The organism is Pantoea osteomyelitidis (genome assembly GCF_044342975.1).
In the GTDB taxonomy this organism is placed as follows: Bacteria; Pseudomonadota; Gammaproteobacteria; order Enterobacterales; family Enterobacteriaceae; genus Pantoea; species Pantoea osteomyelitidis.
In genome coordinates, this window is record NZ_JBGFSN010000012.1 from 85,495 (window position 1) to 102,231 (window position 16,737).

General features: G+C 51.4%; 8 protein-coding genes. 1 reads left to right on the forward strand and 7 read right to left on the reverse strand.

Going from position 1 to position 16,737, the window contains the following annotated elements; genetic code table 11:
- Position 1 precedes the first annotated feature (1 nt).
- From ABU178_RS19525 to ABU178_RS19550, 6 genes are all read right to left on the reverse strand, one after another.
- On the reverse strand, positions 2 to 2,557 hold the full coding sequence (locus tag ABU178_RS19525; protein WP_397218038.1) for a helicase-related protein: 2,556 nt from the start codon (positions 2,555 to 2,557) through the stop codon (positions 2 to 4).
- On the reverse strand, positions 2,550 to 4,523 hold the full coding sequence (locus tag ABU178_RS19530) for a hypothetical protein (protein WP_397218040.1): 1,974 nt from the start codon (positions 4,521 to 4,523) through the stop codon (positions 2,550 to 2,552). The genes ABU178_RS19525 and ABU178_RS19530 overlap by 8 nt, the downstream gene beginning before the upstream one ends.
- A complete protein-coding gene (locus ABU178_RS19535) occupies positions 4,516 to 5,763 on the reverse strand; it encodes a hypothetical protein (RefSeq protein ID WP_397218042.1) in 1,248 nt (415 codons plus the stop codon). The genes ABU178_RS19530 and ABU178_RS19535 overlap by 8 nt, the downstream gene beginning before the upstream one ends.
- Positions 5,760 to 6,734, reverse strand: coding sequence for a helix-turn-helix transcriptional regulator (locus tag ABU178_RS19540; protein WP_397218043.1), 975 nt, complete (start codon positions 6,732 to 6,734; stop codon positions 5,760 to 5,762). Before ABU178_RS19540 ends, ABU178_RS19535 begins: the two co-directional genes overlap by 4 nt.
- Positions 6,735 to 6,767: 33 nt before the next feature.
- Positions 6,768 to 8,846: an AAA family ATPase gene (locus tag ABU178_RS19545; RefSeq protein ID WP_397218045.1), complete on the reverse strand. Its 2,079-nt coding sequence runs from the start codon at positions 8,844 to 8,846 to the stop codon at positions 6,768 to 6,770.
- A 727-nt stretch (positions 8,847 to 9,573) separates the two neighbouring features.
- Positions 9,574 to 13,890, reverse strand: coding sequence for an NACHT domain-containing protein (locus tag ABU178_RS19550; RefSeq protein WP_397218047.1), 4,317 nt, complete (start codon positions 13,888 to 13,890; stop codon positions 9,574 to 9,576).
- 385 nt (positions 13,891 to 14,275) lie between these two features.
- On the opposite strand from ABU178_RS19550, the gene ABU178_RS19555 reads away from it, so the two are divergent.
- Positions 14,276 to 15,283, forward strand: coding sequence for a protein kinase domain-containing protein (locus ABU178_RS19555; protein WP_397218049.1), 1,008 nt, complete (start codon positions 14,276 to 14,278; stop codon positions 15,281 to 15,283).
- 480 nt (positions 15,284 to 15,763) lie between these two features.
- Here the strand turns inward: ABU178_RS19555 and ABU178_RS19560 are convergent, their stop codons facing one another.
- Positions 15,764 to 16,549: a hypothetical protein gene (locus tag ABU178_RS19560; RefSeq protein ID WP_397218051.1), complete on the reverse strand. Its 786-nt coding sequence runs from the start codon at positions 16,547 to 16,549 to the stop codon at positions 15,764 to 15,766.
- Positions 16,550 to 16,737: the final 188 nt, after the last annotated feature.

The window sequence follows — 16,737 nt, forward strand, 5'->3', positions numbered from 1 at the left end:
ACTACCCTTTTGACTGCGCTCTCTTTAACGGAGAGAAGTTCGGCGCACTGTCCAGCACCGACTGAATAAGTTCTCTGTGCAGAGCATGATCCTGTAGCGCGCTGGCGGAGAAGGGGTTGCCATGCAACTGCGCTCGCAGGTCGTCCCAGCGCTGACTCAGCACCTGCCAGTTTTGTTCGTCATAGGTGCCTTTGAAAATTACCGGGCAGAAATCGATTGTGGGCAGGTGATCGCCGCGCTGACCGGCCGCCAGTGCCTCATCCAGTTTTTTCTGCCACAGGCTGTTGAGCCGGTCGACGCGACCAATCTGTTGTTCCGCGACGCCGGGATTCCATTCAGGATGCATCATCACCACCGTGCGGCAGGCTAAGTGGAGGTTCAGCCCCTCTCTGGCGACTAGGGATTGCGCCACCAGAACCGAAGGGCGGCAGTGTGGCCGGTTGAAGGCAAAATTGAGCAACTGGCGGGTAGGCGGCGCAGTATTGCCATCCATCAGACGGGCAAAATGGCTTTCGCGCGGGCCGTACTCCTGATCGAGCCGCTCCAGCACGGCTTGCCAGCGCAGTTCTGTGCTCTGCGCCTCTTCGATCGCTTCTGTCTGGCCGTCGGCATGATCGCGGTCGCGGGCCGCATTGATCAGGTCGGTAAACACACCAGCCAGATGCAGAGGGGAGTGGCGTTCAGCGTCCGTGTTAGTCAACAGGTACAGCGCATGGGCCACACTCACCAAATCCCGATGCGGCGAACCGCTCTCGCTGCGTTGCGCGAACAGCGTGAACAGGGCGTTGACCTGATCATTTTCACAGGATTCAAGTCCCTGTTGCAGCAGAGGCAGCAGACGATGTCGAAACGCCTCACGATCGCGACTGAGCAAACGGTACTGGCGTTTCAGCTGGCGGGTGAGGGCGGCCTGGTCGGCATCTCGGTTATACAGCTGGCGGCTGGCGCATTGAATGGCGGGCCACTCATCCTCACGAATATACTCCTGCGGCCAGGGCTCTTTCTTGTCCAGCGCTTTTAAAAGAGCGCGGGCATTGATGAGTTTGACCAGCGCTCGCATCGGCTGGGTAAAGCGGCCAAACACCAGCACTTTTTCCCCGCTGTCACAGACGGCTTCCACGGCATTGACGGTGGCCAGAATGGCGGGATGGTTAAACAGCGCAAATTCGTCATCGGCTTTCATCACCGCGTTGAGCTTACGCTGCCACCAGCGGGCGCGCTGCTGACGTTTGTCAGCCGGGGCGGTGTCGTCAGCCACGGCGATAATTTCACTCAGCTGCGCATCGGGGGTTTCATCGTGCTGATTATTCATTACCGTGGCGATACCGTGCCCGTTGCCAAAGGTCAGGCGCAGCCGTTTTGCTGCGCTGTCTTCGTGCATCCGGCTGACAAAAGAGAGTGCTTCTGCGGCGCAAACCGCCTGTTTCCACGCCATCGACAAGGCAAAGGTATCCACAACGATCGCTTTCTCACGTCGATAGGGACGGGTGGTGTGCTGATAATATTTCTGCACAGACTCATCTTCCCGCTTGTCACGGCGCAGCAGATACGGCGAGAGCGCCTGCTGGAAAGCCGCGGAAGCGGCGCGATAACGTTGCTGCACGCGCGGGTCGGTATAATTCTGACGCAGATCGTCAACGGCAGACTGATAGTGTTCGATGGCTTCGATCACCGGCGGAGCATGAACGTTGATACGTTGCAGCATCTGCTTCCACTGATCTCTGTGCAACTCAACCGGCGTGGCGCTCACCGCCAGTCGGCGGGCATGACGGGCGGGCTGGATGACATTCTCCAGTACGCGATTCAGGCTGCTGCTCGCACCACGGCTTTTGTGCGCTTCGTCCACAATGATGAGATCAAACGTTCCCAGCCCCAGCCCGACGCTGGTTTCCAGCTGGCGGCGCTCATTGCTCTCTACGGTATAGTGTTCATCGCGCCGCGCTCGTTTCATCACTACCTCTGCCGCCAGCGCGTCAAGGGTTTTTCGCGCCGGATGTGCCTTCGGTAGATTGTGCGTGAACGCATAGATCTCTTGTGCCGCCCGCTTGAGCCAGGGCTCAGACAGGGTTCTCTCGTGCCGCTGGTGTAACCATTGCTGACAGAGTTCGGGCAGCAATCCCCAACGCCAGGGATAGCTGCCTGCACCCAGTCGCCAGTTTGCCATCGCATGGGAGATGATCAGGCACTGTTCCGCAAACCACGGACGGGAAGGGGCATCGGGGGCCCAGACACGCATATATTGTTTCAGCGAGAGCAGCGGTGCTGACGGGATGACGCCGACGGTCTTCAGCTCTTCTTGCCAGTTAGCCGCAAGCCCACCCGGAATTAACACCGCCACTCTTCCACCCGCCTGAATGACGCAGCGGGCAAGGGTGGCAGCAATGCGGGTTTTCCCCATACCCACTTCATCCGCCAGAATCATACCGTGCTGCTTAATGCGTTCGGCAATCGCTGACAGGGTCGCTTTTTGTCCCGCATTCAGTTGAGCGGGTGACTCGCTGACCTGCTGGCGCAGTAAATCGACGACCCGCGACCAGCCCTGAAAACGCTTATACATCGGCAACCTCCGTTAACGAGCAGAGCGCTGATACGCCCCAGGCGTGTTCCACGCGATCCAGCATTTGCAGGTAATTCTGTCCTGCTTCACTCGCATCGTTTTCGGCGAATACCGGGCGAAACGCGGCTTCCCGTAATGCGCTGAGCGGATTAATCCCGGTATCGCGAAAACGGACAATGTCATCGTGATGACTGGCCTGAATCAACGCCTGCTCCAGGCTGCGGCACCAGAGACGCCAGTCACTTTCCGCCAGTTGCGTCTGGCGATCGGCAATACCCTCGATCAGTGCCATCATCTGGCGAATGGGATGAACGTCAACGCGCTGCCCGCCGCTTAACGCTTCGTCAGCAGGCATTGCCGACAGGTTGAGATCTTCCTCCTCATCGGACGGTTCGACGTCGGGTGCGACCGGGAAGTGCGCCAGCTGCCACAACGCCTCGTCCAGACTGAGCGGCCATAATGGTGTCGCCGCGATGCGGCCCAGTTCATCAATGACCGGAATGCTGACACATTGTTCTCCGTGATCGCTCTGCCAGCGAATCGTCACCGAGCGCGGCATATCGCCCTGCCACTCAACGCCTTCATGCGTCTGGCGGCAGGCCATGCCATCGCGGTTCAGCACCATGATAGTTGTCAGTGGCAGGTCAGGCGAGGTGAGCAGGTGATTACCCTCATCCCGCGTTTTCCACCGCAGCCACGCTACGGGCGGCGCAAAATGCGACGGGCGCTCCGCCATCTCTTCTCCAGCGGCCAATGGCTCCTGCAGTTCATCGCAGTTCAGCTCGCTCTGCACCGGCAGCAACCAGCTCAGCGTCTGTTCCGGCGGCAGTTTGCCCTTGTGACTTTTTGCCAGCCGACCGGGCGTGAATAAAACGCCCGCTTCCAGGTTACCCGCCCCCTGTTTCATTCGTTGCATAAAGCCAGGCTCGGTCAGATTTCCTGAACCCATATAGAGCCAGGTGCGGTTCAGCATCTCGCTTCCCGCGCGCTGGTTAGCGCTAAAAATAAATTTGGCGTGCAGAAAACGCGCGGGCTGCGTCGGCTGATCGGGGGGTCTGATGGTGAAACGCTGGCTTTGCAGCGCTTCCAGATGGTGTGCCACGGCCTGACAGGCCTGCGGATTAACAAACAAATCAATTTCAGCTGACTGGGTTAACTGATCCGACGCCTGCAGTTGCTGAACAATCTTTTGCGGCACCAGAACGTCCTGACGACCTCCTTCAAAGAAACCGGAACCCATCGCCAGATAATTCCGTTTCCCGGTAAACGAAGGCTGCGCCAGCCAGGATTGCAGCTGGCTGAACAGCGACCGTTTCCGGTTATCGACCAACCGGGGTTTACCGCGCGCGCGTTTGCGGCAGGCCGCAAGCCAGCTCTCAACCTCTTGCCGCGCCAGTGTGCCGGAGGTGGGCAGATTGTGGGTCTCCAGCGACAACAGGCTGGTTTCACACCAGGTGGCAATGTCGCTGAGCAGGTTATGCGCGGCATTGAAATCGGCACAGCTCTGCTGAACCGCAACGGCATCAGTGAGGAGCGCCTCGCGGGAAAGATCGAGGCACCAGACCAGATCCAGGCTGCGCTGTAAGGTCATTTCAGTCCAGTTACCGCTGCTGACCAGCAGACGAAGACGCCAGCCCGCCTCAGGATCGTCAGCCTTGAACCCCAGAATGGCGACCTTCGCATGAAGCAAGTTAAGTGGCGGTGCTGCCTGCAACAGACAATGGGCAACGCCAGGCACGTCAACCGGCGTAATAGCGCGGTTTCCGGCGTCGAGAAACAGCGCTAACTGGCACTGTCCCTGATGTGCGCGGGTCGCGTGATTTAGCCCGCTAAAGCGTGTCATTGTACTGTCCAGAAACGGTTTATCGGCGGAGAAGCCACACATCCAGCCAAAATGTCCACGGTATCCCTCAGGGGCATCAAAGTAGTCAGCCAGTGATAGCGGCAGTCGGTTTCGATCAGCCATTTGATACCGCCTTGCTGAGCCAGGCATTCAGTTCGCCGTGCAGATCCAGGTTGAGCAAAAACAGGTTTAAGATTCGCCCGGAGATATCCGCAGGCCAGAATCCGTCGGCGGCAGGCGGGAGATCGTCCTGCTCGCCCGGTTGCCGCCCGGCGGGTAAGCCCGTCGCTTTGTATGCCGCGCCCGGCTCAATATGCTCGCCATTAAGCTGGAGAATGTGGCCATCCCGGCTGATCAACGCGCGGAGCACCGCGACCGCTTCACCGCTGCATTCACTGCAAAACTGGTTAGCGTCAGCGTCCCGATGTCGCAGTTCAAGAAACGCACGCGCGTTGCGCTCAAGCGTTTTCAGCGCCTGCTGCACCACCTTTGAAAACGTCTGATTGAGCGCAAATCGCGGGCCGCTGCTGCGCTGCGCCATCTCTTGTTCAATGATCTCCAGCAGTGCGATTGCGCTGTTACGCGTGCGTGTAAAAAAAGCACCGGCCTGCAGATCGTGCCAGTGATCCGGCGTGATCTCGTCGGGGCGATCCTGCCAGCTGAGCGACGCGGGCGGGTGCTGGCGCAGCCGATCCACCCACTGCAGCGCCGCACTGCGGCGCTGTCGGCTCTGTTCATCACCCGCATACTGCAACTGAGTGCGAATCAGCCGACTGGCCGTTCGGGGTAACGGCACCAGAGGCGAAACCAGCGACGCAGGCGGGCCACCGCCGGATTTCACCCATTGCGTCAGCAAGTCACGCTGTGTGGGTTCAACCCTGGCAAGCTGCTCGCCCAGCGGCGTGCACTGAAAGGCATTGAAACTACGCTGTGGCTGCACCAGTCCCAGCGCGGGCAGGGCTTCCAGCGTCGCCATCCGCATCGGAATAGTGACATAAAACGCCTTTTTTCGAGCGGCGCGAAACGTAATACTTCCCGCCTCCAGCGATTTTATTTTGCGGATTCCGCGCAAACGGCGATCACCATTGCGTGCGGAGGGCTGTTTAAAACCTTTCCAGCAGGAGAGAGCCTCAATGGCGTTGGCAACCTCAATATTACTGAACTGCTCGCCGAGTTCCGTGGCAATCGCCACCCCCTGTAAGGCCAGGATGAGCTGACGACCAAACCACACGCCGCCCAGACCCGGCACGGCGAGCTGGTTGAAGCGAGCTACGGTTTCGCTGATTTTCAGGGTGCGTCTTCGACGGACGGACAGCACCGCGCCTGGCGCGCACAGCCCCCAGCTCAGGGTGTTCACGCTCATTCGGCAATTTCCAAAATGGGACGACGTTCCACGTTGCTGACCGCCTCGCCAAACGCGGCCAAAAACCAGTTCAGCATGGCGCTGTCAACCACGGTGGCGGAAAATTCGAGGCGGTCATCGCTCAGTTCGCGGTGGGTCTGATCAAGCGAGAGCGGGGATTCGATCAGGTGAAGTCCGGCGCTACGTTCGATTTCGAACGTCAGGAAAATTTGATGGCCTTCGCCAAAACCAAAGCGTCCATCATCATCATATTTTTTCAGGTTGAATTCGGCAGGGCGCTCAAAGGTAAAGGTGCTGACATGGGCCGCCAGAATTCGGTTCATCGCCAGACTGCGCTCATTGTTGTAGCCATCGAAGCGACAAACCAGATAGAGGCGCGGCCCCTGCTGCGCCAGTCCGAGCGGCATCACCGAATTTTCACTCTCTTTACCACCCGCATTACGGTAAGTGATCTTCAGCCAGCGGTTCAGATAGAGCGCCTCGCTCACCGACTCAAATACGCCCTCTGCAATGGGGGGCGGCAATAAAGGTTGGCTGGTGGCGACGATTCGCACTTTATCGGGCCACTCCGCTTCCAGCCGACTCTGGCCACTTCCCTGCAGATTACGTTGTGCCTGAGTAAAAAAGCCTGTCATGGATTTAACCAGTCGGGCGGGCAGAATGGGTTTAAGATGCGCTTCTGCCATCGCCAGCAACAGGGATTCCTGCAGCGTCAATACCGGCAACGACACCCCTTTCGCGTTTTCTGACCAGCAGTAACCGTATGGCCGATTGCGGGTATCACACTCAATGGCAAAGTGATGAGAGAGCATCTCCAGCTGGCGCTGAATAGTGCGTAATTCCCGTTCAATGCCCGCATTCAATAGCTGTTCGTGCAAGGCTTTTGCAGTGATTTTTCTGCCACGAGGAATACGCCGCAACAGCTCAATTGCCAGCAATGTTGTTTCAATTGTTTCGGGTCTTCTGGCCACGTTTTACTCCCTGTTTTCGTCACGCACAGTGGATTAATGCAAAAATCCAATAGCGGGCTTATCGCGTTTTTTTAACCAGCATTCCGCTTTCAGTGCGGCAACAAAGGCACTGGCGGAGGTCAGCGGCCTGAATGTGTGTTGCCGCGAAACCACGGCAAAATCGCCCGGTGTTAATGAGGTTAACTTCGTCAGGTTCAGCACTGTCTGGGTAGATGGCCGGTCAAGTTGCAACTGCTCGCAATAGAGATTAAGCAGCGCGACAGCCTGATAATCACACAGGTAGCTGAAGCGAATTTTAAGATCGAAACGGCGCAAAGCCGCAGCATCCAGAACCTCAAATCGGTTAGTGGTGGTAATTAAAATGCCGTTGTAATGCTCTATCTGGCTGAGCATCTCGTTCACGCAACTCAGCTCCCAGCGCTGCTGGCACGCTTCACGGTCTGCCAGAAAGGTGTCAGTTTCGTCTATCAGCAGCATCGCACCTTCGCGTCGCGCCTGCGCAAAGATGGCTGCAATGTTTTGTTCGCTTTCACCGACATAGGGACTCATCAGTTGAGAAGCCTTGATTTCCACCACCGGCATTTTCAGTTGCTGCGCCAGCCAGTGCGCCCAGGCCGTTTTACCGGTTCCGGAAGGGCCATACAGACAGAGGCGGGCCGAATGTTCTGCTGAAAGCGCGGCAGCAATGTCGGTAACCGGGCTGTCGCTGCTAATGAGTGACGGATCGTATACCGTCGCTGACGCAGAGCTATTTTTCTGTTTTATCGGCGTATGACCTTGCGCCTTTAGTGTGTTATTGATTAAAAACATTAAAGATTGAGCGCGTTTTTGACCATCCTTCCGGTCAGTCATGGAACCGGTAACGTTGGCGGCGCGTTCAATTATGGCGGGCGTTACCGCGCGGTGGCTGACCAGTTGCGCGAGATCGCCGGGTGCCAGCGTTGCGTCACAGGCCTGTTTTAACAGCGCCTCGCGTTGCTGGCGCGGCGGCACATCCAGTTCGAGAACAATATCAAAACGGCGAATAAAGGCGGGATCCATTGCGCTGATGTCGTTTGAGACCCACAGACCGGGAACCCTGTTTTCCTCCAACAGGCGATTAATCCACGCTTTAGACAGCGGGCTTGCGGGGGAGGAGAACGAACCTGCGCTGTCGCTGAACACGTCTTCAGCTTCATCCAGCAGGATCAGCGCGCTATCGCCCGCAAAAAAACGTTGAGCGGCCTGCCAGGCTCGTAGACGCCGACTACCGGTTATGAGTCGCGAAGATTCATTTTCGCTTGCGATTTCATACAGTTCGCTTCCCAGTTCCTGCGCCAGCAGGCGACAAAGCTGACTTTTTCCGCTGCCAGGCTGACCATAAATCAAAATATTGACCCCAGGGCGGCGTGAACTTTGCGCGTAATACAGCCACTGCCGAATGATATTTATGGTTGGGAGATGGGCGAAATGGTCGAAAGTCAGATGAGACTTTTCACAGAGGGTAACGATTCCCTGTAGTAAACGGGCAGGATCGCTTTCGCCATCACTCAGGCGTTCAGCCAGCGTTAAGGAAAACGGCTCAAGTTTATTACGTAGCGAATGTAATCCACTGGTTTCCAGCGTGACCAGACCGGTCTGGCTCAGGAGACTGGTCGGGCCGAGTGCGTGGCGAATATCCGTCTGGGGTAGATCCAATAACGTCGCCAGAATGCCATACACTTTTGACGAACTGAGTAGACCAAGCCAGTCCGCCGCATCATCCAGCAAACGTTCATGATGCAGTTTTATCGTAAATTCAAAAATTAACTGCTCCGCTTTGCTCAGGCCAATACGACGCGCCAGCTGCCCGATAGCCTGTTGCGACGCTGACGGCGCAGCAGAAGCGGGCCGCCGCTCCAGCTCCCGGTAATGCTGTAGTAAGGTATCCAGTACGTTTTGTTGCTCTGCCGGTGTTAACGACTGATTTTCGTAGTGGGTCAAGCTGAAATAGTCGCTGAGCAGCGTATGGGTTAATCCGCCGGCAGTAATAAATTGCTTATGCGCTCCCAGCCGGAATAACAGGCGAAACAGCCATAACTGCAAATTAATGTCATCAGAATCTGGTTTTACGGCGTGCAGGACAGGAATCATTTTTCGTCTCCGGGCAAAAAAACACTATTCTCCTGCCGAAGATGACAAGTTGTGTCGCAGAGCATTGCCGGAAAAAATTCTTCTTTGAAACAGTTTGCTGCGTCACAATGTGTCGCAGAGTTATGCTCAGGGCGCATACGGTGACAACGGCGCGTTTTACCGTCGCTGTCTGGCGGAGGTGTCAATTCAGAAGAGAGGTTCGAAACAGTTATTCGTGCCCGTTTGATCATGACGTTCGTCCGTTGAACATCTCATAACGCTGTCAAAACCACTCACTGGTATGAGCAAACACGCATCAACGCCTACACTCATTCTTTCACTTGATTAAAACGAGACGGTTTATGGATTTATCAGTGCCACTTTTGCTGGTCATTATTGGTTTTAGCTCGCTTGCAGCACAGTGAGTCGCGGGGAATAGGTGCTATGATTGGCATCGCTCAGTCCGGTTGGTGATTTGTGATGTTTGGCGATTGATCAGATCGCACAATCCGGGCTGAGTTCCCTCAAAGTGATCTACTATTCGGCGCAGCTATTTAGAGGGAACAATGGCCGGTACTGATTTTTATCCCCCCGTCAAAACATCCGCATCTCCCCGTACGACATTAGCGCTTTGGAGTAACAAACCTAAGTTCGGGTAATGCTATTTATGTTAAATATAATATCCGGCTCATCCCTGAAACGCCCACCTCTCCCGTCGCGGGACGATTTATCGCGCTTTTTAGCTTGGTCAGATATTCGATTTAGCCTCTCTGACAGTAAGGTCAATTATAATAATATCTATGGCCGCAACGCCTGGATAATCACTGGCAATGGAATTCCAATACGACTTAAGTGCGCCAACTACGCCAGAAACCGGGACGTTATGCCTATCAATCTGCCAGTGAGCCTGAGATGATTTTCCCGTCCAGACCAGCAGCATGATCCCACAACCTGCCGCTTCCTCTCGTAAATAATCCCCCGCAAGCTGATTGCGAAGTCGTTCACAGAGCTCGGGACCGGACCAGTTATCAAGCAACTTAAGTTCAACAGGCACAGGCGAGGGAATGAGTGGGTGAAGAGTCCATATGTCTGGTCGTTGTCTGTTCGAAAGTTCGTTTTCCTGGGCACAACTGTAACGACCCGACGCGTTGTGATTTAACCAGCCCGCAACAAGGTTCCGCATCTCTGTCTCACCTTCAACGCGTTGCCATGTCCTGTAGGGGCTGTCATTTCCCCCTTCAATCCAGGACTTAAGGTCAATTAACCGGTTGACGGTCAGATCATACAACTGCCGGTGTGTTGTAGGCGTGCTCATCTGGTCTTTCGCATAGTCCCGCATTTGTTGCGCCGACCATGCTTCTAAATTTGCATCCTCTTCCGCACGTTTATACGCAAGCGCCCTCATCCATGACCGGGAGGAAATAACGGGATGTTCGTCCGACAGTTCAGTAAGGGCAACATAGGCCTCTTTTCCTGAAATCGCAGACAACCGGTTAAACAACGCATTACGGCCATCCTGCGCATCATCCCTTAACTCCGGTGAATACACCCCCTTATTGGCGCGCTCAATATCATCCTGAACCTGTATGTAGTGCAGCATGAGAAGATATAACGTTTTGAGTTGTTTGACGCTAAAGCGTTCACCATTGCTGTAAGATGGATCGTTAGTAAATCGGGACCCCATTAGCTTTGTGATAAACAACTGCGCTTCTGTTGCAGCCTTTTCAAACTCTATGCCTGCTAACCAATCCTTAAGCGCAGGTATTGCGTCCTCCGCATCAAGATCGATCCAAAGTGCATACCAGGTTGCCAGCTGTTCTTTGACAACACCCTGTGAAATCTTGGATTTAACCAGTCCGATTAATGTATCAGAATGAACACTTCCACACCGTAAAATCAACAGACTGTAGCGAAGCAGTCCAGCGTTAAGGACCTCGTTTTTCTCCATCCAGTCCAGCAATGCGGGTGCCAGATGCGGGTGCGCCCATGGCGCAAGCATGGCAATTTTTTGCAAAAGATAATAGGCGGGTCCGTCCGCGGGTGTATGCAGTAATTCCCAGAATAACTCTTTGAGGAAGGCGTCCTGAACCCGCGCAGGGAACGTCAGATATAATTTTTCAAGCCATTTAGGCAGCCCGTTAAAGTCCCATATCATGTAACGTAGTGCCTGGTGTACCTCTCCGTCAGTAAGGCATGATGGAAAACCTTCGTTCTCCTTTGCCTCAATGTCCAGACCCGCCATAGCGAACAGTAATTCATAGGGAACAGTGTTGGTGTCACCGCCCTCCGACTTCAGTGCCGGGACGTAGTACCGCCAGTGTGCTGTCGCAGCATCCCGATAGGCTCTCGCGACGTTATCACCAAATTCAGGGATAAGCGCTGCCCAGTTTGCACCAGTTGACGAATTTCGCCGCCCATAAATTTCGCGAAATAAGTGGAGCTGATCATTTGAAAATTCGCCGGATTTTAATCCTGATGGTGTGCGAACATTGTCCGGGTTGGCTTTTAAACGCGTGACCCATTCCTGACGGTCACCATCACGTACTTCTTTCTCTTTTGCCCACCTGGCCTTGCGTCGTGCATCCTCTTCCTCCCATTCGATTACTGCTTGCGGTTTCTGTGGGTTTAGAAAACTATTAAGATACGCTCTGACCTCTGCATTATCTTCTGTCGCACGTCTGAGTTCGGATAAGCTGCTTTCAGGTTTGCCCGCCTCGTTGTAAATCCTCAAGGCAACAGAAATCGCCACAAACTTGTCATCCAGAAAATCACGTGTCGCAATAAAATTCAGCACATCCCCTAATCGCTCAGCCCCAAACTTCCAGAAGTGACCCAGCCATTCCACCGCGAAGTCATCGGTTATCCGCCCGGATGTCTTGTTCTCAGCAATATCGCGAGCCGCTTCGATGCTTTTCCAGAAAAGAGCATCGTTGAGTTCCTTCCAGGCGGGAACGATGTCATGGAGCTGAGTTTTATACTCTTCAAAATCTTCGCTTCGCCAGAATCGCACAGCCGGAACTTTCAGCATAATCGCCAGTGCATCCAGCGAAAGTGCAGCGTCAGAATGTGCAGAAACCAGTCGTTCAGCGGCTTGCGTGGCCGGCCCTAGAAGCCATACAAACGCTTTCGAAACATGACACTCTCTTCCTTCGATGAACGGTTCTCGTTCAAGATAACCATTCAGGCCACAAACAAGAGTTTCCAGTGCTGCCAACGCCGGCGCATCATCCTTAAAACGCGTGATGAACAGATGCAACGCCTCGTTTAATCCGGATGATTCAAATCGATCATAAGCGTCAAGTTTTGCAAGTGATGCCAGCAAGAAGTCAACAGAAGCTGCATCTGCACTGGCATTATCCAGTACTTCAGCCAGTAATTTGTGTGGAAAAACGGAAGGCGCACGAATCAACTCATTCCAGAGATGGGCTATCTGATTTTCATCTCCACACGTCATCACGGCGCGCGTAGCAGCAATCCGGACATAGATATCTCGTTCAGGGGCGATTGCGATGTCTGACAGAATCGGTACACACTCCCCCATCCCACCCTGCCAGACTAACCTTCCAAGGAAGAAAATCGCATCATCATTCATACGATACGCCTCAGTCAGCCTTAACGTGTCATTCATTAAATCTGGATGGGCAATGCGGGCGATAGCGTCGTTATCTCGTGAAGAATGATAATCACTGCCTTGCGCAATACGACTTACAACATCTGATAGTATCTTCTGTCGTTCAGGTAGCGGTAGGCGAGCCACATCCCCTCCTTCAAACACAATTTCAGGCGATATTTTTAATACTTGCTGACGTAACTCACCATCGAACAGGATTAACCAGGGCAATACCGGCCGTAAACGCGGAGTGATAACCATCTGGCCATATTGTTCACGAACAAACAAAGACTCTGTTGCCCGACGAGAATGCCCCCTATCAAGCTGATAACGAAACCACTCTGCGGCTAGTAGCTCCCGCACTTCCCGGTGCCGGAATCGTACCATACCGTAAATGACATCATTGAAGATTCCCCGTTCAAGCAGCGCTCTGACCTCGGATGGGGTCCAGTCATCGCCCAAAATGACTTCCGCATCAATACCTGCATAAGGAAGCGTCGCGTCTGGGATTCGAATTCCAGGCTCGCCCGTCATCACTACCGCAGCAGCAAGTAAACGCGCACCTGATAATGCCTTCTCACGGTTAAGTGGTTGCCGTTGTGAACGGTCCGGTTCAATTTCATTTAAACGAAGCGCTATATTGTGCTGCAGCAACTCAAGCCGCCCCCCCAGTTTTTGGTCCGCTTTCCACTTTGCAAGAATGCTCTCCAGATCAAAGGGACGGGACGCCATAGCGATAAGATTCGCGCGGCGCAGCTCAGTTAGCAGATTATCCACCTGAGGTGTGTCTCGATATTCGGCATACAGTCGAATGCCACTCTCATCAAGTGGTTCGAGTAGAAATACTTTCAACGCACTGGTAACGCCTACTGCATCACTGTTCTCAGTTTCATCAGAATCGGTTTCTGCTGGCGCCAGCATGTCAGTCAACAGGGTTTCAAAGGGTAAATGCTGCTCTAAAGTTGCACGGTCAGTGCGTGAACGCCACGCGTAAGGCCGGCTGGAAATGAAAATGTGCGCACGTTTTTGTGCTGACTTTATTTTCAGTGAAAAGCGCCTGATGGCTTTCTCAAAAGCGCGAGGGTTTTCAAGGCGAGCCTCATCAACCGAATCAAGAAAAAACCATGCTTCTTCCTGAAAACTGAGCCAGTTCTCAAAAGATTCTGCGCATCCGACTTCAAATGCATCTTCAAAACCGTCCTCAACGTCTTCGATTCTGATGAAAAATGCAGCTCGGCCCGATTGCTGGATGTGCTCTGCGTAGGATTTCATCTCGAAAGTCTTTCCTGCACCTGCCTCTGCCAGTATCACGCAGCGATATTCTTCATGAAGTGTTTGCCAGTCACTACGTTTCTGAGCACTCCAGTAAAAAGACAACTCATCCTTATCTGAATCAGTCTCTGACTGAGGGATTAAAGAAAAATATCGGGTTACCGGAACAGGCGGATACATCATTTAAACCCCTCAGTCTTCAGAAAAATCAGATCCAATGCTAACGAGATTTGAATAGAAGAAAACCTTTTTTCTCCATAAGCGTCCGGTGAACTCACGTTGTGCAGCAACGTGAGGTGTGATCTTTGATTTTCAGAGTGTTTATCCCGGTGGCGCGGGCACAAGGGCGGGCTCTTTAGGCCCGGTACGGCAGCAGATCACGTAGCTTGGGCTGCGGCCACTACGGCAGCTTTTCCAGCACGTCACGCAGGCATGCCTGTGGCTCAACCCAGTTGAGACGCGCCGGATACATGTGTTGAAAGAGTACTTTGGTCTCTACGTTGAAGGATGGTATACATAACAAGAAGGACTCTTCCCAAATTTATAAAATATTTTCTTAAGGTGAATTATGAGTGATTTATTTTCAATGATAGGTTCTGAAAATGCCCAGGATCAGTTTCTCAACCTGGCCTTTCAAGGGGAAATTAAGAAAAAATTTCAAGGGAATTCCGGTTTAGTCTATTTGGTTAAGAATGATTCCGTGTCTCCAAAGTTTATCGCGTATAAACGTTGCAAATATCTAACTGATGAAGGTAGGACACTTTTTGAAGAGGAAATAATGAAATGGAACTCAATTACGAGTCGCTACATAGTGCCTATTTTCTATGTTCATATCATCTTGAATGAATATTTTGCTTGTATGAGAGCATGTCATGGTTCTTTAGTTGATTTAATGCAAGGAAGTTTTGATGAAACTAGCGCTTATGTTTATGCACTCCAGTTGGTCAAGGGGATGATAGATATCAACAATAGTTCTATTATTTATCACCAAGATCTTAACCCGCAGAATATCCTTTATGAGGACCTTTCTCAGCTATTCAAAGATTTTCCATCAAACAATATGCATCCATCCCATCGTTTCAGATTGATGATATCGGACTTTGCGATGTCTAATTATTACATTAAGAACAACATAGATGGAAAGTCTGGTGGTAAATTTCCATTTAAAGCACCAGAGCAATATTCATCGACAAATATTGAAGGTTTCAAGCCAGACCATTTTGCTCTTGGAGTTATACTGTGCATGTTATTTACTAATAAACATCCCTGTGGTTATCAACCTAATGAGATACTTAGGAAAAATCCAAAAAAGCTGAAAACTAGCTGGGAAAGCTGGGCAGTTGTGGGGAAAATGACCGTAGACTTTCATAATGAAAATGTTGCTAATTTAATTCTTAGCTTGTTATGCCCAGAACCCAATGCACGCCCAGACTTCAAAAGATGTTTTGAAGTGTTGGAGCAAGAATTCCAAAAACATGATTCAGTCCAATGTGAAATCTCCAAGTTTTATATCGAATACTTTGAAAAGCAGTCTATTGATTATCCTAGGGAAAAGATTAATTTCAGGCTAAATTAATTGTCAACAGACTTGAATACTTACTAAGTTATCAACTCTTAGACAGCATTACACCGTGGAACTCAGCCAGCTTCTCACTGGCCAGTGTCGGGCCAAAGTCTGAGTAGCGCTCGCGGATGATCTGAAGAGCACGTTCAGTGAGGTTTTCGAGCCGCTGATAGTTACTGGGCATGCAGAACCGGCGGTCAATAACGTCCTAAATCTTTTTAAGCCGGCTTACTTGGTTCATCGAGAAAAACTCAGCACCATAAGTTGTTCTCTTTGGTCTGGTAACACGTCATCCGCAATGGCCATATCAGCTTAGCTAAGTTCTATTAAATTCATATTAATCAATATTATAAAAACACAGCAAATTATAATTTTGTTAAATTAAGTGCATGGACGCGCACCCTATGTTGTGCGATGCAGTCACCTGCACATCAATGATGCTATTGCTTGCAGCTTATTACTATAATAATGCATGTTTTGAAATTTAGAGGTTTAGAATTTGTTATGGGGTTTTGTTGGCACACACAGAACAACAGTATCCTTAAGCTTGAGTTCTGCAAGTGTAGGAACTTTATTGATGAGCAGTGTAATACTCCCGGCTTCTCCCAATTGAAGAAATTTACGATCGAGTTCTTTTTCTTTGTCCGCCGAGTTCTCGAATAATTCATATTTGCACATATTCGAGTTCTCAGTGAATTCGCTTATTTTTTCCTCATATGCTGAGCGTGTAAGGTAAGCATATGCGCCAAAAAATATCGAAAAAATAGTTAAACATGATAAAATAAGAATTAATAATGAGGATGTAAATGTCATTTTGGCAAGATCTGGATGGCGCTTTGCATATGCCAGTTTTTGCATGGTCGGTGTTATGGTTTTTTCTTTAATAAGCACTTGGTCAACATTGAACTTTTTATCTGGATTGTAGAATTGTATGATGACAGAGTCATTTGGGAAAACTTCATTAATTAAAATCTCTCTTAAATCGGGCATTACCTCAAAACCGACATCAACATCACGACGCTGATAAATTAAGCGAGGAAGGTATTCATATGAACCTGACATTAAAACTCGTATGTTTTTCTGAACGCTGGTAGTGAAATTGTCTACGCGGAAATAAAGGCAGCTTAACTGTTCAATTTTCTCTAAAGTTTCTTCGCTTAAATCCTTGGATATTTCATTCGGAATTTCGAACATATCTTGTTTTTCAATGAATGCATAACCAATTGCATCTGGAAGTTCCTGCCGAATTTTTATTGCAGCTAGAATTTGATCAAACATTCTAAATCCTTTGTATTTTTCAGGTTAAAATAATTGACTGGCGTAATAGTTCGCTAGTTGATTAATAAAAACACAATAAAGCTAGATTGCCATTTTATAATAAAAGTCTTAGCCGACAAAGTCGTTATCGGCTCATCGGCATTATTTTTATATAATAAATGAGTAGGTCATACCCGCTTCCATCACAG